Below are 22356 nucleotides of genomic sequence, written 5' to 3'. Positions count from 1 at the left end.
TTTAATTGAATCCCCATAAATCGGGATGAGAAAAAATATAAAGCCTTTTCCTATTCTTTTTAAATATACCTCCAGTTAAAACTGGAGGCAACTTATAAAATAGCTTTGCTTTATTTATAATCTTTTTCAGAACATAGCCCATGGTTTCAACAACGGAAAACGTATTTTGGTAAACGTAATGTTATACATAGCGTCCCAGTGGATGAAGCCACGTGTTATGTTTGAAATTCTTTTAATTTATTAATTCCCATTAAAAACCAAATACAAAGCCAAAATCGTCAATCCCAACAAACCAAACAAAAGCTTCACCTTTTTACTAGTTTTAGGAATATCCGTTTCATCTGAAACATTAACTTCAGGATTTTTATCGGTTAAAGAAATAATCACAGCAGATATTAAAAGCGTAGCAAAAATGTAAAACGAAATCAATAAAAAGTGAGGCCAAACTGGATACTTATCGGCAGGGAAAATCCATAAATACAGAACTCCTACAAACAAACTAAAGGCAGAACCCCAAGAAAGTGTTGCATTTACGGCTTTTTTCGTAGTGCGCTTCCAGAAAACACTCAAAAGGAAAACAACAGATAACGAAGGCGCCAAGAAACCTAAAACCGCTTGAAAAATATTGAATAGATTCTGTCCCTTAATATTATCAATCGCAACAGCAATTAGAATTGCAAATACACATCCCACAGCAATTGTTAAACGGCCAATTTTAATTTGATCCTGAATTGTCGCCTTCGGGTTGATTTTCTTTACATAAATATCATTCGTAAAAACGGTACTCAAAGCGTTAAGAGAAGAACCTATTGTTCCCACCAAAACCGCAATCATTACACAGATTACTAAACCGTTCATTCCGCTTGGGAAAAGATTCGTAACCATTGTCATATAGGCCAAATCAGAATTGCTTCCTAATTCGGGATATAAGGCATAACATAAAATTCCAGGAAGAATAAACAACGGCAAAGCCATAACTTTTAACCAACCAATAAAGTTAACGCCCAATTGTCCTTGTTCCAGATTTTTAGCCCCCAAAACACTCTGCACCATCGATTGATCGGTACAGAAAAAAGCAACGGCAGCAACAGGATATCCCAATAAAATAGCAGGCCACGGATAATGTGCATCATCTGAAGGACGAACTAAATTCCAAAAATTAGAAGGAGTTTTGGCAATTAAAACGTCAATTCCGCCCAATTTTTGTAAACCTAAATAAGACAAAGTCAATGAAACTACAATCAGCAGAATCATCTGAAAAACATTCACTTTAGCAATTGCTTTTAATCCTCCTGCAAACGTAAATATTCCAGAGAAAATCACTAAAACCGTAACACTCTGCCACATCGGAATTCCCAGAATCTGACGCACTAAAACGCCTCCACTGAATAATCCCAAAGAAAGCCAGCTTACTAATATTTTTACTAAAGCGTACCACGCTAAAATATTCTGCGTACTATCACCGTAGCGTTTTCCCATATATTCGGGCATGGTGCTTACTTTACTGGCAATATATCTTGGTGCAAAAACCATCGCCAAAAGCAGTAAAAATACAAAAGCGTACCATTCGAAATTTCCGGCTACAATTCCCGTAGCGTAACCAATACTTGCAAAAGCTAATAATGACGAAGGTCCAACATTTGTCCCCCACATATTAAACCCGATGCTATACCAGTTTAATGAATTTCCGGCCAGAAAAAGCGTTTCGTTTTTCTTTCTCTGCTTCATACTTACCACATATCCAATGACTAATAAAGCCACTAAATAACCCGCAACGATTACAAAATCGAGGGTGGTTAATTTATCGTAGATACTGTTCATAGCCCGTATTCGTTAAGAATATCGGCAATTTTAACCGGCATTCCTGTTTGCAAAGATTTATCCATTGCTTGTAATAAAGCTACAGTTCCAATTCCTTCTTCCATGTTTGGATAAGCTTCAAAACCTTGCTCGATACTATCTGTAAAATATTCTAAATAATTCTGATATTCCCCGCCGTGATGACTTTGTCCTTCAAAACGGAAATAATATTTTATTGTACTATCGCCCCAAGTAATTACTTTTTCTTCGCCAGTTCTATCTGTAACTGCATAACGTAATTCGTGATAATCCGCCTGACTTGCTCCTTCTGTTGCTCTTAAAATCGTGCTCATTCCGCTGTCACGTTGTGCGGGTTGAGTCGGCGAAGTATAGACACCGCTTACACGTGCAATTCTTCCATCAGTTGCTTTGAAGATAAAATGCATCGTATCTTCATTTTTCAATCCTGCATTTTGTCCGTTACTGCTGATCATTCCGTAACCCATCACTTCCTGAATATTCGGCAAATACCATCTGATGAAATCTACAGGATGACTCAAACCTCCGTACAGCCATTTAAACGATTGCAAAAGCGACCATTCTTTCTTTAAAAACCATCTGTGATCGGCATGATATTGGGCTTCAATTGTGATTAAATCTCCAATTAAGCCTGCTTCATAATCGGCTCTTTGTCTTTTAGCTGGTTCAAAGAAACGTGAACTTTGCCCGATAAAAACTTTCTTTCCTGTTGATTTGCTTAATTCTAAGAGTTCTTTTGCATCAGAAAGATCATCGATAAACGGTTTGGTACAAACGACATGTTTTCCACTTAATAAAGCTTGTTTTACATGTTGTGCGTGCAGATGATCTGGCGTATAAATTGCGATAATATCAATTGATGAATCATTTAATAAATCTTCGTAATTGGTAGTGTACGAATAAAAATCGAATTCTTTTGCGCGCTGTTTGCACAATTCTTCGTTTCGGTCGCATATTTTAACGAGTTCTAGTTTTGAACTTTCTATAGCTGCAGACATTGTGCTTCGTCCTTCTCCAAGTCCCAGAATGGCTATTTTTAACATGAGGTGTGGTTATTTTAGATTGTTGATTTTAGATTTTAGATTATCTCCGAAATCTTCTTTGAGATTAGTTTTTGTTTTTTCACGCAGATTAGGCAGATCGAGCAAATTTTCTTTCTTCTTGACTCTTTCTTCTATTTTTTCTCCTCTACACTCACTTTATTCAAGAAAATCCAAGTTTCGTCTGGTTTTGCGCCTTCAATTCCCGATTGATATTTTTTCATTAAGGCGTTCCAATCGTCTACACGAGGATTGTTTTGTGTTGTTTTTGGATTTAGTTTATCCAGATTTTCTCCTTTCGGAATACTGATTACCAAGATTAATTGTCTGTCTTTTTTGAAGACTTGTAATTGCTGAAAATCGGCGTTACAGAAACCTTTGGCTACTTCTGGCCATTTTTCGAATTGCGTTTTATGATACTCTACATATTCTTTTTGCAACTTTTCATCGGCAGGAAGATTGGCTGTTAAAACAATATTTTCCCAATCTGATGCTGGTTTGGAATCTTTACATCTTTCGAAGTTTTGGAAATCGTAAACCAAATCTTCATAGATTTTAATTTCTAAAGAAGGAAAAGCCCCTGCCAATTTGCGTTTTGTTCTTTCTGGCTGATTCATTTTTCCGTAAATCACCAAATGATTTTTCCATTGATACAACTCCTGACCTACAATTCTAAAACCAACCAAAGTCGATTTGATTTTTTCGATATCAAAATCAGAACCTATCAATTCGATTGCATACGGTTTTGGCATTTCCTGCAATCCCCATTTTTCATCGATTACAACTTCTTTTTCTAAATCTTTGTAAGGCGCTCTGATTCCTGCATTTTCTTTAATTTTAGAACTTACATACGGATCATTGTGTTCCCAAATATTCCCTTTTGGACCGTTATGGTTTTTAAGGATTTTCTTTTCTGCAATCCAATTGTTTTTTATCGTAAAACCTTCACTTCCTTCATCGGTATATAAATACAGCCATAGAAACGGATCATGCGCATACGGACTATTGTAAACCTTGTCAATATAATTTTCCTCGATTCGGCTTCCTGGCTGAGCCGAAAGCGTGTAAATTCCAGCAACATCGTGTAAATGTTTCGCATAATGATGGATTTTATTTGCCAAAATTTTATTGTTCTGCATCACGTTTGGCGTGTGTGTCCAACCCCATCCCATCGCCATTCCAGAATACGATACATCCGAAATTTCGTTGTGTTCAATCGTAATATTTCGAACAAAACCTGCACTGATTCCTAAAGTTCCCCAATCTTCATTGGTTACATTGGTGATTAAATTATCAGAAATCACTTCATCCGAACACATTTCTCTTTCATCTTTTATAATTAAAGGCAAATGCGCTTCAAAAGCTTCTTCGGAGAAAATCCCAACATTGATGGCACTTCCACCAATATCTTTAAATAAATTTCCTTTTACAGTATTGTGATTCGTTCCTTTATTTAAATCCAAACCAGTCGAAGCCAAATGCTCAAAACGGCAGGATTCAAACTGAATATTATTGGCATAATTTACTTCAACCGCTGCACGAGGTCTTCCAACCCAAGCCTGATTTTCTAAATTGGCCTGATTTGGCGTTCCTGGCTGTTTCAATTTATAAGCATCTAACAAATACAATCCAGACTGCAACGGCACATGACCTTGCTGTGAAGGGCGAAGCCAATTGCTGTACTGAAATGAAATTCCTTTAAATCTAAAATGACTTACAGGAGAATCGATTGTTCCTTTTACTTCAACTAGATTTTCTAAAACAGGAGCGGTTACAACTGCCGAATTAATCTCTTCTCCAGCTCTCGGAATATAATATATCTTAGCATTTTTCTTGTCCAAATACCATTCTCCAGGTTCATTTAAAAGTGAAAAAGCATTGTTTAAGAAATAAGCTGAATTCCCATTGTTTTTAGAAATCCACGGTGCTGGCCAAGGATGTTCGCTTTGAATACGGCTTTCTGGTTCTTCAAACGAAAGTTTGGCACTGTCTTTTTGAACTTCGATATTTTTGATTCGAAGATTAGCGTTTGACCACCATTGTACGATAAACATTTCCATTCCTGGTTCGTACTTCACTGATTTATCTTTAAACGGAATCCAACAAGTTTGTTCTTCGTGATTCCAAGATAAAATACGTTCCATTGTAGTTCCGGCAGTATTTTTGGCTCTTACGGCTTTTTTACCGTTTACCCATAATTGTCTGTAATCAATCAAATTTCCTGCTTTTTTAGGAGCATTTGCCACCCAAACAGAGCCTTTTTTCAGTCCGTTGATAACCGTTGTTGATTTTGTCCAGTTTTTAATTTCGATTCCACCATTTATAATTGGTTTTGCTTTTACATCGGCTTCAATTGTTGTCGGACTTTCTGCTGTTCCTGAATCTTCTGGGCGCACAAATAATGGTTCTTTTAAATAATACGTTCCGTTCATTACAATGATTCGAATTCCGTCTTTTATCGATGGATCTTTTAAACGACGAAGTTCTCTCGCTTTTCGCATGGCCATATGAACTGTTGCCAGCGGACTTGATTTTGTTCCGAGATTCGAATCTTTTCCTGATGGTGCAACCCAGATTTCAGCTCCACTTACAGAAACTGTGAATACCATTAAAAAAACAATTAGTAATTTGTTGAAAGGAATTAAACGCATTATTTATAGTATTGATTTTTTTATTGAGCTAAAATTACGAGGCATTTATTTAAAGCGCTATAATTTTTACAAATAATTGTATTTTTAACACTTTTACCAAATAACAGGGACAATTTAAAAGAATATAAAATCACAAGCATCCTGTACCCTCCTGTAATATTGACTTCAAGACATTCACTTTGAAAATTCAGCTTTTAATTATCTTCTGATTTCCCAATCAAAAAAAGTTAAATTCATAAAAAATCTGTGATAAACCGTCAAAAACTGTTATTTCATAATATATTTTTAATAGATTTGTGTAATCGATTACATTAAATATTTCAAATTAAAAATGCATAATTTTATTCATTGAATAAAAATTTACAGCATAAAAAATTGAATTACCAGTAAATCAAAAAAAAAGTTCCTAAGCACTAAATCACTAAGATGCTATGTTTCTCACTTGAATCTTAGCATCTTAGCCACTTAGAACCTCAGAACCTTAAAATACTAACTATAATATAATAAGAATGAAAACTAACCGAAAAACCCTTTTATGTGTTGCTCTCGCCTCTTTTGCTTTGAGTTTCAATCCAGTTTCTGCACAAAAATCTGCTGATACTTATAAAAATATTGAATTTAAAATGGCTGAAGTCCAAGAACCTGTAATTCCAAATTACAGTGTGAATTTAAAAGACTTTGGAGCAGTAAATGGTGGTTATGTTTTAAACACAAAAGCTTTCTCCGATGCCATAGATGCGCTTTCTAAAAAGGGCGGTGGAAAACTAATTATTCCGCCCGGAATTTGGCTTACAGGACCGATTATATTAAAAAGTAATATTGAGCTTCATGCTGAAAGAGGTGCTCTGATAAAATTTTCTCCAGACAAAACTTTGTATCCTTTAGTGGAAACCAATTTTGAAGGCTTGAATACTTGGCGCTGCATCTCTCCTATTTATGGTAAAAATCTTGAAAACATTGCTTTTACTGGAACTGGAGTTTGGGATGGTTCTGGAGAAGTATGGAGACAGGTTAAGAAAAGTAAAGTAACAGACAGCCAGTGGAAAGAAATTATTGCAAGAGGAGGCGTTTTAAATAAAGACAAAACAAGCTGGTATCCTTCAGAAGTTTTTATGAATGCTTCTAAAGGCGCTGATCAAAATGTGCGTCCAGATTTAAAAACAAAAGAAGAATTTGAAACGATTCACGATTTTCTTCGTCCGGTAATGGTAAGCATTCAAAACAGCAAAAGAGTTTTATTTGACGGACCTGTTTTTCAAAATTCACCAGCTTGGAATATCCATCCTTTTATGGTTGAAGATTTGATTGTTCGAAATGTAAGTGTCCGTAATCCTTGGTATTCTCAAAATGGAGATGGTCTTGATGTTGAATGCTGTAAAAATGTATTGGTTGAAAATTCAAGTTTTGATGTCGGGGATGATGCAATCTGCATTAAATCAGGGAAAGATAAAGACGGACGCGAAAGAGGTGTTCCTTGCGAAAATATAATTGTAAGAAACAATATTGTGTATCATGGTCACGGCGGTGTTACGGTTGGAAGTGAAATGTCCGGTGGTGTCAAAAACCTGCACGTATCAAACTGTACTTTTATGGGAACCGATGTAGGGCTGCGTTTTAAAAGTGCCAGAGGAAGAGGCGGTGTTGTAGAAAACATTTTTATTTCGGATGTGTTTATGACTGATATTCCATCGCAGGCTATCTCTTTTAATTTATATTACGGAGGCAAATCGATTGCCGAAACATTAGAAGAAGGCGGAGACAAAGTTGTCAACAAGGCAATGCCTGTAACAGTTGAAACTCCTCAGTTTAAAAACATTTCGATTAAAAACATCACTATTAAAGGCGCTCAACAAGCGGTATTTTTACAAGGTCTTCCTGAAATGAATTTAGAAAATATTGAAATCACAAACCTAATTGCTAAAGCACAAAAAGGATTTTCTATAATTGATGCTAACGGAATTAAAATCAGCAACGCACAATTGGATATTGAAGCTAAAAATGCCTTCGAAATTTACAATACTAAAAACCTCTCGCTTAAAAATATCGAATTTAACCCTTCTTCATCAAATGCAATTACGATTAATGGTGAAGCGAGTAAGAATATTGACTTAAGCGGTTCTTCAGCTAATTTTTCTAAGACGACTACTATTGATAAAAACGTTCCTAAAAAAGCGGTGAAATTTTAATTTTTTTTGAACCATATAAGTGATATAAGTTCAATTTAGCTGGTTCTTAAATAGTTCTCGCAAAGACGCCAAGTCGCAAAGTTTTATTTTCTTAGCAACTTGGCGTCTTTGCGAGTTTTTTTATCGCATTTTTATTAAATGAACTTATATCACTTATATGGTTTAGAAAAAAAACTAGCTATTTAGTTTATAAAACTCATTCGCATTCTCAAACCAAATCTTATTCTGGTCTTCAATAGAATACTTCGAAATATAATCTTCTAAAGTTTTTACAACCTCGTTATAATCTGAAGCAACATTAAGAACTGGCCAGTCTGAACCGAACATTAATTTGTCAACTGAAAAATTTTCAAAAATCACATCTAAATATGGTTTTAAATCTTCTGGCTTCCAGTTTTTCCAATCGGCTTCTGTGACCATTCCCGAGATTTTACACCAAACATTATCATGTTTTGCAATTTCTTCAATGCCACTTTTCCAAGTATAAATAGTTTCTGATTTGATATCTGGTTTGGCAATATGATCGATTACAAACTTTTGATTTGGAAAATCTTTTACCAAACTTATTGCTGCTGGTAATTGATGTTCGAAAATCAGAATATCATAAGTATAATTAAATGGCTTTAAAGCTTGAATTCCATTTCTGAATTCTGTTCCATACATAAAATCATCTGCTTCGCCTTGCACAACATGTCTAAAACCTTTCAGTTTTTTTTGATCTGAAAAGAATTGCAAACGTTCTTCAATATTCTCATTTCGCAAATCTACCCAGCCCACAACTCCTTTTATGAAATCATTTTTAGAAGCCAAATCCAATAAAAAATGGGTTTCTTCTTCCGATTGGCTTGCTTGAACCGCAACACAACCTTCAAACTCGTTAGCATTTAATAATGGCTGTAAATCTTCAGGAAGAAAATCTCTTTGGATATTCTGCATGGTTTCGTCGATCCAGCTGTCTCGAACGGGATCAAACTTCCAAAAATGCTGATGGGAATCTATTCTTTTACTCATAATTTCTTAGTTAACATCGCTGATTAAAGCGCGGTCTAAATGTACGTAACCTCCATCCACAAAAACAAATTGTCCTGTAGTATGCGATGATTTTTCTGAAATGACGAAAAGCGCTGTATCTGCAATTTCTTCTGTTTTCGTCATTCTACTTTCTAGCGGAATGCTTTTATTAATTTTATTCAAAACAGTTTCACCATCTGGCAATGTTTTAATCCAATCTTCATACGCAGGTGTATAACTTTCTGCAATAATAATCGCATTAGAACGGATTCCGTATTGAATCAAATCTACCGCCCATTCTCTTGTTAAGCCTAAAACGCCTCCTTTCGCAGCAGCGTAACCTGAAGTTCCGCCCTGTCCAGTTAAAGCCACTTTTGAACCAATATTCAAAATATTTCCTTTTGATTCTTTTAAGTACGGAAGTGAATATTTAGCTAAAAGAAAATAACTCACTACATTCAATTTCAAAGAGTTCATAAAATCTTCGTAGCTAGAATCTAATCCTGCACCGTCGTTCACGCCAACATTATTAATGATGGCATCAATTCGTCCGTACTTAGCTCCGATTACTTTTACAGCATTTTCTATTGCAACAGGATCGGTTACATCAGTCTGAACAAATAAGGAATTAACGCCTCTTTTTTGAAGTCTTTCTGCGTATTCGAAACCTCTTGCGTTTCTGTCAACTAAAACCGGGATTGCGCCTTCATCTGCCAATCTATTTACGATTGTTTCTCCAATACTGCCTTCTTTTCCAGCAGAGCCAGAAACGACAACTATTTTATTTTTTAAGTTTAAATCCATTTTTGTGGGTATTTGAGATTTATTTTTAAACACATAGAAACATAGATTTTTAAAACTTAATAAAAGGCGTTTCACTTACATTAACACACATAGCTATGTGTTAAGAAACTAGTTTCTTTTTTATTCTCTTTTACAAACAATAAAAATCTATGTTTTTATGTGTTCAATATTTTTGCAGCATTTTTGTCATTTCGACGAAGGAGAAATCTCCACGAGTAGCTCCATCAAGAAATTCGCCAATCTTTGTTGAGTTTCTTGCGGAGATTTGCTTCGCCTGTTCGCTATCGCTCGGGTCTCGTTCCTCGGAATGACAAACTGTTACGTAAAACTTCTTTTAAATATACTTTTAGTCTATTTCAATCAACGCCTTAATCACATTATTCTTCGGATCAATTAAGTTACCAAAATCAGTAATCATTTCAGAAAAACTTGTTCTATGTGTGATGTATTTTTTCGGATCGATTTTTCCTTCTTTCAAACATTTCATTACATATTCGAAATCTTCAATTGTTGCATTTCTACTGCTCATTAAAGTCGATTCTCTTTTGTGGAAATCTGGGTGACTGAAACTTAATTCCCCTTTTTGAAGTCCAACCAAAACAAATCTTCCACCATGCGAAATATAATTAAAAGCGCTGTTCATCACTTTCTGATTCCCAGTTGCATCAATAACCACGTTTGCCATGTCACCGTTTGTCAATTCAGCTAACTTTTGCGCAACATCATCGTTTAACGGATTAATTGTTTCGTCTGCGTTTAGTTCTGTTTTACAGAAGTTTAATCTGTAATCGTTGATATCCATTACAATTACTTTTGCTCCTGCAATTTTAGCAAACTGAATCAAACCAATTCCGATTGGTCCTGCTCCCATTACCAAAACGGTGTCCGTTGGTTTTACTGCTGCTCTTCTAACTCCGTGCGCTGCAATTGCCAACGGTTCAACCAAGGCCAATTCATCATAATCTAAACCTTGACCGTGAAGTAAATATTGTTCTGGAATCGAAACATATTCAGCCATTCCGCCATCAATATGAACTCCGAAAACTTTGATATTTACACAGCAGTTTGTCAATCCGTTTCGACACGCAACACATTTTCCACAATTGAAATACGGAATAAACGTTACTTTATCTCCCGGCTTGAAACCTAGAGCATTTCCTTTTACATATTCTGCAGCCAATTCGTGGCCTAAAATTCTTGGATATTCAAAATATGGTTGAGTTCCGCCAAAAGCGTGAATATCAGTTCCGCAGATTCCGATTCTTTTAATTTTCAATAAAACTTCCCCCTCTTTTGGTTCTGGAATACTGGTTTCTTTTAGTAGAAATTCCTGCGGTTTTTCGCAAACAATATATTTCATTTTATACTTTCTTAATTTTTATTTTTGATATGCTACAGCCTTCTGTTTGCTTGTTCCTAAACCTTCAATTCCTAATTCAACAACATCGCCCGCTTTAATGTAAATCGGATCTGGTTTGATTCCTAAACCAACTCCCGGAGGCGTTCCCGTACTGATAATATCGCCTGGAAGCAAAGTCATAAACTGACTTAAATAATGAACCAAATAAGGAATTTTGAAAACTAGATTTAAGGTGTTGCTATCTTGGTACTTTTTACCATTTACCGTCAGCCACATCTTTAAATTATCAACATCTTCGATTTCATCTTTTGTAGCCAAAAATGGTCCAAGAGGTGCAAAAGTATCGCTTCCTTTTCCTTTCGCCCATTGTCCTCCACGTTCCAATTGAAAAGCTCTTTCACTGTAATCATTCAATAAAGCATAACCAGCAACGTAATCTAAAGCTTCAGCTTCTTCAACATAACTTGCTTTTTTTCCAACAACGAAAGCCAATTCTACTTCCCAGTCTGTTTTTTCGCTATTCTTTGGAATAATCAAATCGTCGTTTGGTCCGCACAAAGAAGTTGTTGATTTAAAGAAAATAATAGGTTCTGTCGGAATCGGAGCATTTGTTTCTTTACAGTGATCAATATAATTCAATCCAATGCAGATAATTTTTGAAGGTCTTGCCACTGGCGAACCCAAACGAACTGAAGCATCAACTTCTGGCAAAGACGGATTACTTTCTAATGCTTTTTCTAATTTTTCTAATCCGTTTTCTTCAAAGAAACTTTCGTTAAAATCGGTTACAATCGAAGAAACATCATATCTCTTTTCTCCAATCAAAACTCCAGGTTTCTCTTTTCCGATTTCTCCAAAACGTATTAATTTCATAATCGTATATTTTTAGTTGTTAGTTTATTTTTTCAGATGAAATGAGTTCACCAATTGTATATTATCGCGATAATTCTGCTTTTTTCAATTTCGAAATTCATCAAAAAAACAAAGCAAAATTAATAAATGTAAAAAATACAATTACAAAAATACTTTTTAAAAATTAATATCCGAGATATATTTCGTTTTCCTCTTCTTAAAATGACTAAACTTTAAATTTTTATAACAATTTTTAGACGCTTTGTAAAAATTATATCACTAATTATCGATTTATGTAAAAAAGATTTCTTAAAAAGAAAGGATTTCTTGCGCATTTAAATCTTATTCCTACTTTTGTAATTGTATTTTTTACATTTATTATTTCAATCGATTTCACTACTCAAAAATTCCTATACAAAAATGATAAAATTAAAGGGCATAACTTGGAATCATACAAGAGGTTTGCTTCCAATGGTTGCTACATCGCAGCGTTTTACTGAACTACATCCTGATGTTGAAATTTCTTGGGAGAAAAGAAGTTTACAAGAATTTGCCGATGCTTCTATCGAAGACCTAGCCAAAAGATTTGATTTATTGGTAATTGATCATCCTTGGACAGGTTTTGGAGCGCAAACCAAAGCGATTCTTCCCTTATCTGATTATTTATCAAACGAATATATTAAAGATCAAGAAAGTAATACCGTTGGAAAGTCATACGGAAGTTATGTTTTTCACGACAAATTATGGGCACTTCCAATCGATGCCGCAACTCCGGTAGCTTCTGCCCGCTTGGATATTTTAGAAAAAAATAATTTAGAAGTTCCCAAAACCTACGAGGATTTATTGGCTTTAGCGAAAAAAGGTTTAGTCGCTTTTGCTGGAATTCCGGTAGATGTTTTAATGAGTTTTTATATGTTTTGCTGCAGTTTAGGCGAAGCTCCTTTTCTTTCGGAAGAAAAAGTGATTTCTGAAACTACAGGAATCAAAGCGCTTCAAATGTTTAGAGAACTAGCGCAGTTGATTGATCCAGCAAACTTTAACCGTAATCCAATTCAAGTTTACGAAGCAATGGTCAATTCAGACGAGATCGCGTATTGCCCTTTTGCTTACGGTTATTCTAATTATTCTCGCATTGGCTACAGCAAAAACCTTTTACATTTTTATGATTTAGTAAAACTGAATGAGAATCCAATGATTTCTTCTTTGGGAGGAACTGGGTTGGCTGTTTCTTCATTCAGCGAACATATTGAAACTGCCATAAAATACGCTGAATTTACTTGTTCATCACAAGTTCAGCAGAATATCTATACCGATAACGGCGGTCAGCCAGGACATTTACAAGCTTGGAAAAGCGAAAGAATAAATGGTGTAACGCACGATTATTTTAAAAATACGTTGCCAGCTTTAGAGCGTGCTTTCCTTCGTCCAAGATATTACGGTCACATGTATTTCCAAGATCATGCTGGAGATGTGGTTAGTAATTATTTGATGAATGGTGGAGACGAATTAAAAGTATTGGAAGAAATGAATTCGCTTTACGCGGAATCTCTAAAAATCCAGACCGTATGAGACCTTTAGAAGGATTAGTTGTTCTGGAATTCTGCCAGTTTTTAGCAGGACCTTCAGCTGGATTAAAACTAGCCGATTTGGGCGCACGCGTTATCAAAATCGAACGTCCTGTAAAAGGGGAAGCTTGCAGACAATTGAGCATCAAAGATTTATTTGTAGACGATAGCAGTTTGCTTTTTCATACCATAAACCGAAATAAAGAATCTTTTGCAGCCGATTTAAAAAATCCAGACGATTTGGTTTTAATCAAAAAACTAATCGAAAAGGCGGATATTATGACGCATAATTTCAGACCTGGAGTGATGGAAAAAATCGGATTAGATTTTGAAAATGCGCTTTCTATAAATCCGCAGATTATTTACGGAACGATTACAGGTTACGGAAATGAAGGTCCATGGGCAAAAAAACCGGGACAAGATTTATTGTTACAATCGCTTTCTGGATTAAGCTGGTTAAGCGGACGCAAAAGTCAAGGTCCAGTTCCTTTTGGTTTGGCTGTAGCCGATTTAATGTGCGGAAATCATTTTGTACAAGGAATTTTGGCCGCGCTTTTAAAAAGAGCTAAAACTAAAAAAGGCGTTTTAGTTGAAGTTAGTTTGTTAGAATCTATACTAGATGTACAATTTGAAGCGATTACTTCTTTCCTAAATGATGGCGGTCAATTGCCTGAACGTGGCGATATTAAAGGAAGTGCACATGCTTTTCTGAGTGCTCCTTATGGAGTTTATCAAACGCAAGACGGCTTTTTATCTCTTGCAATGGGTGATTTACTTTTCATTGGAAAAACGTTAGGTTTGGATTTAAACGCTTTCGCTGACAAACATCTTTGGTTTGAAAAACGGGACGAAATCAGAACGATTTTGAGTGAAAGAATTCAAACCCAAACATCTGATTATTGGATTGAAATATTGCAAAAAGAAGGCATTTGGTGCGGAAAAGTTTTCAATTACGAAGAACTGGATAATCAGCCTTTTGTAAATGAATTACAACTGAAACAAACCGTAAAAAATACTGAAGGCGAAACTTTGGTAACCACCAGAAGCCCCATTCAGCTGGACGGTGAGATTTTATTAAGTGAAAAAGCAGCACCAAAAGTAGGTCAGGATAATTTAAGTATACACGCAGAGTTTATTCAAGCTAAATAATACTCAACAGTTTAAATTAAAATCTGTTTAAATCTGCTTTAATCTGCAAAATCTGCGTGAAATAATTTTTGCGCAAAGATTTTTTTACGCAGATTCAAAAAGATTTTAGCAGATCAAATTAGATTTTTAATTGTTGAATAAAAACGATTAAACACATAACCGATTAAACGGTTAAACATAAAAAAAATGAAACCATTAGAAGATTATTTAATTGTAGATTTCAGTCAGTTTCTTTCGGGTCCGTCGGCGAGTTTGCGTTTGGCCGATTTGGGAGCGCGTGTCATAAAAATTGAAAAACCGGGAACGGGAGATATCTGCCGTACTTTATATACTTCTGATTTGATTATGAACGGCGAATCGTCAGTTTTTCATACCATCAACAGAAATAAAGAATCTTTTGCGATTGATTTTAAACAGCCAGAAGAGCTTCAAAAATTAAAAAAATTATTAGCCAAAGCTGATGTTGTCATGCATAATTTCAGACCTGGAGTTATGGAACGCATTGGTTTGAGTTATGATGACGTAAAAAGCATCAATCCAAATGTTATTTATGGATCGATTTCAGGTTTTGGAGAACATCCCGATTTGAAAGATTTACCGGGTCAAGATTTGCTTTTACAATCGTTAACCGCTTTAACGTGGTTAAGTGGCAATCAAGAAGACGGGCCAGTTCCAATGGGATTGTCGATTGTAGATATGCTTGCGGGCGCACATTTGGCACAAGGAATTTTAGCCGCTTTATATAGAAAAGCAACTCATAATATTGGCGCACAAGTACAAGTAAGTATGCTTGAATCGGCATTTGATTTTCAGTTTGAAACAATTACCACTTATTTTAATGACGGAGGCGAATTGCCTGTTCGAACCAAAACCAATAACGCACACGCCTATTTGGGCGCACCATACGGAATTTACAAAACCAAAAACGGTTATTTAGCATTGGCAATGGGATCGATTCCTGTTTTGGCTTCTTTGCTAAAATGTGACGCTTTATTGGCTTTCCCAGAAAATAAATTTACGCTTAGAGACGACATCAAAAATATCCTTGCTAATCATCTGCAAACGCAGGAAACACAATTTTGGCTAGACATTTTAGAACCTGCAGACATTTGGTGCGCAGGAGTTTTAAACTATCAGCAACTATTTGTAGAAGACGGATTTAAGGTTTTAAATTTTACCCAGCAAGTCGAAATGTTGGATGGATATAAGTATAAGACAACACGCTGTCCCATAAAAATTGACGGCGAATACCTGACTTCAGAAAAAGGTTCGCCGAAACTGGGTCAAGACAACGAGAAAATTATTAAAGAATTTATAGACTGTTAATGGAAAAAATTAGAATCGCCGTTCGTAAATTCGATCCTTTCGAAAGTACACTTCGAAAATTATGGGATGCATTTTCACTTCAAAACAATATAAAAATGGAAGCGGAAATGGTTGCATTGGAACTTCATGATTTATATGAAACCACAATTTCAGATAAAGGCCTAAAGGAAGGAAAATGGGATATTGCTCATATCAATACCGATTGGATTTTTGATGCTGCAAACGAAAATGCGGTTCTTAATTTATTTTCATTAATTGGAGAAAATCCGCCCGAAAATTATCCTTTCGGATGGCATAAATCGCTTTTACATTTACAAAAGCTGAGTAACGGCATTTTTGGACTTCCTTTTCACGATGGCCCGGAATGTCTGATTTACCGCAAAGATTTATTCGAAGACGAAACAGAAAAAGAGAATTTTAAAAAACAGTTTGGTTACGAACTTTCTACTCCAAAAACGTGGCAGGAATTTTCAGAAATTGCGACATTCTTTAATCGTCCCGAACAAAATTTATACGGTGCTGTTTTTGCCAATTATCCAGACGGACATAATATGGTTTTTGACTTCTGTCTGCAATTATGGACACGCGGCGGTTCATTATTAAACAAAAAAAATCAGATTGACATTCATAACGAAGCGGCGATAAAAGCATTGGATTTTTATCGAAAAATGGTCAATGACAAAAATGCCGTTCACCCAAAATCGAGAGAATTTGGTTCGGTTGAAGCAGGTTTGGCTTTCGCCGAAGGACAAGCCGCAATGGCAATCAACTGGTTCGGATTTGCTTCTATGGCAGAAGTGATTGAAGAATCAAAAGTAAAAGGAAAAATCGATATTACTTCCCTCCCATCTGATCCTGGTCATAAAACGGCTTCTTTGAATGTATATTGGTTGTATACCATTGGTTCTGGAAGCAAACACAAAAAACTAGCTTATGATTTTTTACGTTTTGCCACAACTCCAGAAAGTGACAAATTATTGACTACAGAAGGCGGTATCGGATGCAGAAAATCGACTTGGAAAGATGCAGAAATCAATACTTTAATTCCGTTTTATCATAAACTGGAAATGCTTCATGAAAATGCATTGACACTGCCTCAAACGCCAATTTGGCCAAAAGTCGCAGAACTAATTGATGGTGTGGTTTTAAAAGCTATTGAAACTGATATTTCTTCGGCAATACTTTTAGAAGAAACTCAAAAGAAAATTAGAGAATTAAGTCAAGGAACAACATTACACGGCTCTGTCAAGAATTAAAATTGGCAGACTTAATTTCAAAATATAGAACAAATGAATATTCCCTATAAACCTTTACTTCCCCAAACAGAACAGCCCATTGTAATTATTGGAGCGAGCGGTATTGTAAAAGATGCTCATCTTCCTGCTTACGAAATGGCTGGTTTTAAAGTTTTTGGTATTACCAACAGAACCATCTCAAAAGCGTACGATTTACAGAAACAATTCAAAATCGATCATGTTTTTGAAAGTGTTGCAGATGCGGTAAAAAATGCACCTTCAAATGCTGTTTATGATATTACGGTTTTGCCTGATCAATACATTGAAATTTTAGAACAATTGCCAGACGGAGCTGCGGTTTTGATTCAGAAACCAATGGGAAATGATTTGGCTCAGGCACGCGAGATTGTAGAAGTCTGTGAAAGAAAAAATCTGGTTGCTGCCATCAACTTCCAACTGCGTTTTGCTTCTTTTGTAAGCGCTGCTCGTTATTTAATTAACGAAGGAATTATTGGTCAATTATACGATTTAGAATTCAAAGTTACTGTAAATACGCCATGGGAATTATTTCCTTTAATCAAAGAACATCCTAGATTGGAAATTCTTTTCCATAGTGTACATTATATCGATTGTATTCGTTCTTTCTTGGGAAATCCAAAAGGTGTTATGGCAAAAACAGCCAAACATCCGCTTAAAAAATTATCTTCAAGCAGATCGACGATTATCTTAGATTATGATGAAGATATGCATGTGGTAATTAATACAAATCACGATCACCATTTTGGACCAAAACATGAAGAAAGTTACATCAAATGGGAAGGGACAAAAGGTGCTGTTAGAGCAAAAATGGGCTTGTTAATGAATTATCCTGACGGTCTTCCTGACGTTTTTGAATATGCTTTAGCAAAAAAAGATAACGAAAAGGAATACGAATGGACAGAAGTTAAACTGGAAGGTTCTTGGTTTCCGGAAGCATTTATTGGTGCAATGTCTAATCTGATGCGCTACAAAGAAGGTTCTGACTCAACATTGTCTGCCAGCGTGCAAGATGTTTTAGGTACAATGAAAGTGGTAGAAGCCTGTTACATCAGCAGTAAAAATGGAGGTATTTCTTTTGATGAAGTGTAATTAAAACACTATATTTCAAAACCAAAAAAAAAACAAATTTAAGCCTGCTTTAAAACGAACGTAATTTTGACATTTATTTTAAGTAAGGCCGATAAAAAATATCAAGAATATGTATTTTAAATCGACTTTTTTCGAAGATTATAAAATCGACGATAAACGAGTAACATTAGGCAGAACAATCACAGAAACTGACTTCGTAGTTCACGCCGGACACACGGGAGATTTCTTCCCTCACCACATGGACGAAGAATGGTGCAAAACACAACCATTCGGACAAAGAATTGCACATGGAACTATGGTTTTCAGCATCGGAATCGGATTAACTGCTTCGGAAATAAATCCAGAGGCTTTTTCTAGAGGTTATGACAAAATGCGTTTTGTAAAACCTGTTCATATTGGTGACACTATTCATTCTGAAATCACTATTTCTGAAAAAGGAGAAGCCAAAAATCCAGAAATGGGAACTGTAACCGAACATGTAGAAATCATCAACCAGCGCGGTGAAGTCGTTTTGGTATGTGATCACTTACTTTTAGTGAAGAAAAAATGATTTTTCTTCAAGTGACAAAGATACAAAGTTGCAAAGAGACAGAGGTTTCTAAACTTTGAACCTATGAATCTTTTGCCACTTCAAATTCGATAAAAACAAAGAAGATTGTGACAAATCGACAAAATTTTAAAAAACTTTGAACCTTTGTCTCTTTGTCACTTTGAACCTAAAAAATAACAAAAAACTATCTAAACAATGCAAATTACAAACCAAGCTGGCGATCTACATGAAGTGCCAATGGAAGGCGGAAATCAAAAACAATATCTGCTTCCTTTTATTTTAGTTACCTGCCTATTTTTTCTATGGGGAATGGCCCATAACTTGGATTCAGTTTTGATTCCGCACTTGAAGAAAGCGTGTGAATTAAACAATCGCCAATCTACTTTAATTGATACTTCTGTATTCTTCGCTTATTTTATCATGGCAATTCCTGCAGGAATGCTAATTAAAAGATTTGGTTATAAAAACAGTATTATAACTGGTTTATTAGTTTTTGCCGTTGGAGCATTTTTATTTGTACCTGCAGCAAATACTAGAACTTATGAATTATTTTTATTCGCTTTATTTGTAATTGGTTGCGGTTTAACCATTTTAGAAACAAGCGCAAATCCGTATGCGGCAATTTTAGGACCTGCTGAATCTTCTTCAAAACGATTAAATTTAGCTGCATCTTTTAATGGCTTAGCAGCAATGGTTGCTCCGATTGTAGGTTCATTATTTATCTTATCTGGAACTAATCATACACCAGAACAAATGGCAGCAATGCCTGAGGCAGAAAAAGCAGCTTATTTATTAGGCGAAGCAGCTTCTGTAAAAATGCCTTATATCGTACTGGGAAGTATTTTAGTTTTGGTTGCAATTGTTTTCTACTTCGTACAATTGCCTTCTATGAAAGTAACTCATACAGAAGCTGAAATTAAACCAGGTTTTTTCTCTGTTTTAAAATTCAGACATTTAAGTTGGGGAGTTGCTGCTCAATTTTTCTATGTGGGTGCACAAGTTTGTATTACAAGTTTCTTTATCAGAATTGCACAACAGGGTGCAGGATTAGATGAAAAAACAGCTGGATATTACTTAGGAATCTATGGTTTCCTTTTTATGGCGGGACGTTTTATTGGAACATTCTTTTTACGCTTTGTAAAAGATTATGTTTTATTGTCAATCTACTGCGTCATGAGCGTTTTACTATGTTTAGTAGCTATTTACGGTTCTGGAATCGTAGTGATTTATGCTCTTGGAGGAATCGGTTTTTTTATGTCGATTATGTTTCCAACTATTTTCTCTTTAGGAATTAAAGGTTTAAAATCGAATACAGAAACGGGTTCTTCTTGGTTGGTAATGTCGATTGTTGGTGGCGCCATTATTCCTTACGGAATGGGAACTTTAATCGATATGAATCATGATGATATTCAGTCTGGATATATTATTCCATTGGTTTGTTTCTTGATCATTCTTTCTTTCGGAGTTTTTGGTCATAAAGTAAAGACTGTTTCGGAATAATTTTAAATATTCTATAAAATCAAAAACGTCCCGAAATTCGGGACGTTTTCTTTTAGTCATGTTTAAGAACTAACGACGGTTGCCGTTAGAATGATCGTGGTTTTTGTCTGACTGCTTTTTAGAGTTATTCTTGTTTTTATTATCCTTTTTTTGACCTTTTCCGTTGTTATTTTTTACTGGTTTTTCTCCTCTATTTTTTTGAGGTTTTCCATGATAACCTTTTGGATAACTAGCTCTATGTTTTGTATGATAACTATATGGAGAATCTCCTCTATAATCTGTCAAAACAACTTTATAACCTGAATACAAATCGTAATTTCTATATCTTGAAGGAAGTCTTTTTTCACGCATCCATTTACCTCCATTATCATAGATAAATACGCTTTGGTTTACATCATAATATACATCGATATCTGGCAGGTAATAATATCTGCTGTCATCGTAACCTTGTGGTCCCCAATTTGGCGGAGTTCCAACATTTACATTGATTGATACTTGCGCTTGGGCGAAAAAAACACTCATAAAGAGTACTGAAGCGAATATTAATTTTTTCATGATCTTTAGTTTTATATATTTATTTTAGTAAATATAAATCTAAATTAATGCCAATATTTAAATTTATGGCATTCATTATACAGAACCATGAAACCAATCGACGAATAGTACTTTTCAGCCGATATACATTTAATAAAAAAACGCCTCAGAATCTGAGACGTTTTTAGCATTATTAATAACAATTATTTCCAACCACCACCCAATGCGCGGTATAAATTAATAACAGCTTGCAATTTTTGCAGATTATCATTAACTCCGCTTAATTGTGCTGACAAAAGGTTTTGTTCAGATGTTAATACATCTGTATAATTGGTTGCAGAACTATATTCTAAAAGCTGCTGTGTAAAGTCTACTGCCTTTTCTAAAGCCGCAATTTGTTTGGTTCTTGATTCTTCTTTCTCAACAGCCATTTGATAAGAATACAAAGCATTAGAAACTTCCTGACCCGCAACTAAAAGACTTTGTTGAAAATTGTTATAGGCTTGCAATTGTTGTGATTGCGCCGTTGTTAATCTCATTTTATTCAATCCTTGATTAAAAATCGGCTGAGTTAAACCTCCAATGATTGAATAAAAAATAGAATGGCTAAAGAAATCGTTTAATTCTAAATTTGAAAATCCAGTACTTGCTGTAAGAGTCAAACTTGGATAAAAGTAAGTTTTAGCCAAATTGGTCGATTCAAAAGCAACTCTAAAATTAAATTCCGCTTGACGGACATCTGGACGATTATTTAAAAGTTGAGCAGGCAAACCAATTTCAATTTTTTCAGGAATGACCTGCGTTCCCAGTTCTCCTCTATCAATAGGTCCAGGCGCTTGTCCTAACAAAATATTCAATGCATTTTCGGTCTCACGGATATTTTGTTTTAAATCTGGAATTAAAACTTCCGCTGCGTGCTGATTGGCCTCACTTTGAACAACAGCTGCACCTGTAACAATTGCACCTTCTTTTAAAGCTTTAATTGTTTCTACATTTTCAATACGGCTTTTTAATGTTTCTTCAGTAATTTTTAATGATTTATCATAAGCCAGCAGCATGAAATAATTATTAGCGATATCTGCTATCAATTGTGTTTGAACGGCTTGTTTTGCAGCATCTGTTGCTAAATAAGTCGCCAAAGCTGCTCTCTTGGAACTGCTCAGTTTTCCCCAAACATCAATTTCCCAAGACGTGCTAGCACCTAATTTGTAAGTCGTTGTCAAAGTATTGATGTTAATTCCTGCTGGAAAGTTAAGCCCTGCCTGAGATTGCTTATTATGTGTAGCACTTGCATCTAATTGCAAAGTCGGATAATAAGCCAATTTAGTCTGACGCAAAGATGCTCTTGCTTGTACAATATTTTCAATTGCATTTTTCAGATTTAGATTTTGGTCCAATCCTTTTTGAATTAAAGCATTCAATTTTTCGTCTTTAAAAACAGTATTCCAAGGCATATCTGCAATTGTAGTCGAATCTGAAGAAGACTGATCACGATACAATTGATCTGTTTTTAATGTTGTGGGACGTTCGTATTTTTTGGTAACAGAGCACGCACTAATAAGTGCGGCTGTTATTACCAGTAAAATATATTTATTTGAACTATTCGTCATTTTTGTTGTAATTAAA

At 35.2% G+C, this 22356-nt stretch carries 17 protein-coding genes; 8 read left to right on the top strand and 9 right to left on the bottom strand.

Going from position 1 to position 22356, the window contains the following annotated elements; genetic code table 11:
- Positions 1-240 precede the first annotated feature (240 nt).
- The 3 genes from LL966_RS04360 to LL966_RS04350 form a co-directional block, all read right to left on the bottom strand.
- Complete coding sequence (locus LL966_RS04360) at positions 241-1821, bottom strand: sodium:solute symporter (RefSeq protein ID WP_229350555.1); 1581 nt, start codon at positions 1819-1821, stop codon at positions 241-243.
- Positions 1818-2882, bottom strand: coding sequence for a Gfo/Idh/MocA family protein (locus tag LL966_RS04355; RefSeq protein WP_229350553.1), 1065 nt, complete (start codon positions 2880-2882; stop codon positions 1818-1820). Before LL966_RS04355 ends, LL966_RS04360 begins: the two co-directional genes overlap by 4 nt.
- 131 nt (positions 2883-3013) lie before the next feature.
- Entirely contained in the window at positions 3014-5488 is a 2475-nt protein-coding gene (locus LL966_RS04350) for an L-rhamnose mutarotase (protein ID WP_229350551.1), read from the bottom strand.
- 551 nt (positions 5489-6039) lie between these two features.
- Between LL966_RS04350 and LL966_RS04345 the strand changes: the two genes are divergently transcribed.
- On the top strand, positions 6040-7716 hold the full coding sequence (locus tag LL966_RS04345; RefSeq protein ID WP_229350548.1) for a glycoside hydrolase family 28 protein: 1677 nt from the start codon (positions 6040-6042) through the stop codon (positions 7714-7716).
- A 174-nt stretch (positions 7717-7890) separates the two neighbouring features.
- Here the strand turns inward: LL966_RS04345 and LL966_RS04340 are convergent, their stop codons facing one another.
- From LL966_RS04340 to LL966_RS04325, 4 genes are all read right to left on the bottom strand, one after another.
- Positions 7891-8727: an amidohydrolase family protein gene (locus LL966_RS04340; protein WP_229350547.1), complete on the bottom strand. Its 837-nt coding sequence runs from the start codon at positions 8725-8727 to the stop codon at positions 7891-7893.
- A gap of 6 nt (positions 8728-8733) precedes the next feature.
- A complete protein-coding gene (locus tag LL966_RS04335) occupies positions 8734-9531 on the bottom strand; it encodes an SDR family oxidoreductase (protein WP_229350545.1) in 798 nt (265 codons plus the stop codon).
- A gap of 346 nt (positions 9532-9877) precedes the next feature.
- Complete coding sequence (locus LL966_RS04330) at positions 9878-10891, bottom strand: zinc-binding alcohol dehydrogenase family protein (RefSeq protein ID WP_229350543.1); 1014 nt, start codon at positions 10889-10891, stop codon at positions 9878-9880.
- An 18-nt stretch (positions 10892-10909) separates the two neighbouring features.
- On the bottom strand, positions 10910-11764 hold the full coding sequence (locus tag LL966_RS04325; protein ID WP_229350541.1) for a fumarylacetoacetate hydrolase family protein: 855 nt from the start codon (positions 11762-11764) through the stop codon (positions 10910-10912).
- A gap of 399 nt (positions 11765-12163) precedes the next feature.
- On the opposite strand from LL966_RS04325, the gene LL966_RS04320 reads away from it, so the two are divergent.
- The 7 genes from LL966_RS04320 (at position 12164) to fucP (ending at position 20196) form a co-directional block, all read left to right on the top strand.
- Positions 12164-13312, top strand: a complete 1149-nt coding sequence (locus tag LL966_RS04320; protein ID WP_229350538.1) for an ABC transporter substrate-binding protein — start codon at positions 12164-12166, stop codon at positions 13310-13312.
- Complete coding sequence (locus LL966_RS04315) at positions 13309-14457, top strand: CaiB/BaiF CoA transferase family protein (RefSeq protein ID WP_229350536.1); 1149 nt, start codon at positions 13309-13311, stop codon at positions 14455-14457. The genes LL966_RS04320 and LL966_RS04315 overlap by 4 nt, the downstream gene beginning before the upstream one ends.
- 186 nt (positions 14458-14643) lie before the next feature.
- Positions 14644-15783, top strand: coding sequence for a CaiB/BaiF CoA transferase family protein (locus LL966_RS04310; protein ID WP_229350534.1), 1140 nt, complete (start codon positions 14644-14646; stop codon positions 15781-15783).
- A complete protein-coding gene (locus LL966_RS04305) occupies positions 15783-17039 on the top strand; it encodes an extracellular solute-binding protein (RefSeq protein WP_229350532.1) in 1257 nt (418 codons plus the stop codon). The genes LL966_RS04310 and LL966_RS04305 overlap by 1 nt, the downstream gene beginning before the upstream one ends.
- A gap of 33 nt (positions 17040-17072) precedes the next feature.
- Positions 17073-18146 (top strand): Gfo/Idh/MocA family oxidoreductase, encoded by a 1074-nt coding sequence (locus LL966_RS04300; RefSeq protein WP_229350530.1) that lies wholly within the window; start codon positions 17073-17075, stop codon positions 18144-18146.
- Positions 18147-18255: 109 nt separating this feature from the next.
- Positions 18256-18696: a MaoC/PaaZ C-terminal domain-containing protein gene (locus LL966_RS04295; RefSeq protein WP_229350528.1), complete on the top strand. Its 441-nt coding sequence runs from the start codon at positions 18256-18258 to the stop codon at positions 18694-18696.
- A gap of 195 nt (positions 18697-18891) precedes the next feature.
- On the top strand, positions 18892-20196 hold the full coding sequence (gene fucP, locus LL966_RS04290; protein WP_229350526.1) for an L-fucose:H+ symporter permease: 1305 nt from the start codon (positions 18892-18894) through the stop codon (positions 20194-20196).
- A gap of 69 nt (positions 20197-20265) precedes the next feature.
- On the opposite strand, the gene LL966_RS04285 is transcribed toward fucP, so the two are convergent.
- Together LL966_RS04285 and LL966_RS04280 are read right to left on the bottom strand one after the other, a co-directional pair.
- The gene (locus tag LL966_RS04285) at positions 20266-20751 is read right to left on the bottom strand and encodes a hypothetical protein (RefSeq protein ID WP_229350524.1); all 486 of its coding nucleotides are present in this window, start codon (positions 20749-20751) and stop codon (positions 20266-20268) included.
- Positions 20752-20933: 182 nt separating this feature from the next.
- The gene (locus tag LL966_RS04280; RefSeq protein ID WP_229350522.1) at positions 20934-22340 is read right to left on the bottom strand and encodes an efflux transporter outer membrane subunit; all 1407 of its coding nucleotides are present in this window, start codon (positions 22338-22340) and stop codon (positions 20934-20936) included.
- Positions 22341-22356: the final 16 nt, after the last annotated feature.

The organism is Flavobacterium chungbukense (genome assembly GCF_020805785.1).
GTDB classification, from domain to species: domain Bacteria; phylum Bacteroidota; class Bacteroidia; order Flavobacteriales; family Flavobacteriaceae; genus Flavobacterium; species Flavobacterium chungbukense.
This window is presented reverse-complemented; position numbering and strand designations above follow the sequence as displayed.

Coding starts and splice junctions, on each gene's coding strand:
- LL966_RS04355 (WP_229350553.1), bottom strand. CDS start 2,882: ATGTTAAAAATAGCCATTCTGGGACTTGGAGAAGGACGAAGCACAATG.
- LL966_RS04280 (WP_229350522.1), bottom strand. CDS start 22,340: ATGACGAATAGTTCAAATAAATATATTTTACTGGTAATAACAGCCGCA.
- fucP (WP_229350526.1), top strand. CDS start 18,892: ATGCAAATTACAAACCAAGCTGGCGATCTACATGAAGTGCCAATGGAA.
- LL966_RS04345 (WP_229350548.1), top strand. CDS start 6,040: ATGAAAACTAACCGAAAAACCCTTTTATGTGTTGCTCTCGCCTCTTTT.
- LL966_RS04325 (WP_229350541.1), bottom strand. CDS start 11,764: ATGAAATTAATACGTTTTGGAGAAATCGGAAAAGAGAAACCTGGAGTT.
- LL966_RS04300 (WP_229350530.1), top strand. CDS start 17,073: ATGAATATTCCCTATAAACCTTTACTTCCCCAAACAGAACAGCCCATT.
- LL966_RS04305 (WP_229350532.1), top strand. CDS start 15,783: ATGGAAAAAATTAGAATCGCCGTTCGTAAATTCGATCCTTTCGAAAGT.
- LL966_RS04340 (WP_229350547.1), bottom strand. CDS start 8,727: ATGAGTAAAAGAATAGATTCCCATCAGCATTTTTGGAAGTTTGATCCC.
- LL966_RS04320 (WP_229350538.1), top strand. CDS start 12,164: ATGATAAAATTAAAGGGCATAACTTGGAATCATACAAGAGGTTTGCTT.
- LL966_RS04295 (WP_229350528.1), top strand. CDS start 18,256: ATGTATTTTAAATCGACTTTTTTCGAAGATTATAAAATCGACGATAAA.
- LL966_RS04330 (WP_229350543.1), bottom strand. CDS start 10,891: ATGAAATATATTGTTTGCGAAAAACCGCAGGAATTTCTACTAAAAGAA.
- LL966_RS04285 (WP_229350524.1), bottom strand. CDS start 20,751: ATGAAAAAATTAATATTCGCTTCAGTACTCTTTATGAGTGTTTTTTTC.
- LL966_RS04335 (WP_229350545.1), bottom strand. CDS start 9,531: ATGGATTTAAACTTAAAAAATAAAATAGTTGTCGTTTCTGGCTCTGCT.
- LL966_RS04310 (WP_229350534.1), top strand. CDS start 14,644: ATGAAACCATTAGAAGATTATTTAATTGTAGATTTCAGTCAGTTTCTT.
- LL966_RS04350 (WP_229350551.1), bottom strand. CDS start 5,488: ATGGTATTCACAGTTTCTGTAAGTGGAGCTGAAATCTGGGTTGCACCA.
- LL966_RS04315 (WP_229350536.1), top strand. CDS start 13,309: ATGAGACCTTTAGAAGGATTAGTTGTTCTGGAATTCTGCCAGTTTTTA.
- LL966_RS04360 (WP_229350555.1), bottom strand. CDS start 1,821: ATGAACAGTATCTACGATAAATTAACCACCCTCGATTTTGTAATCGTT.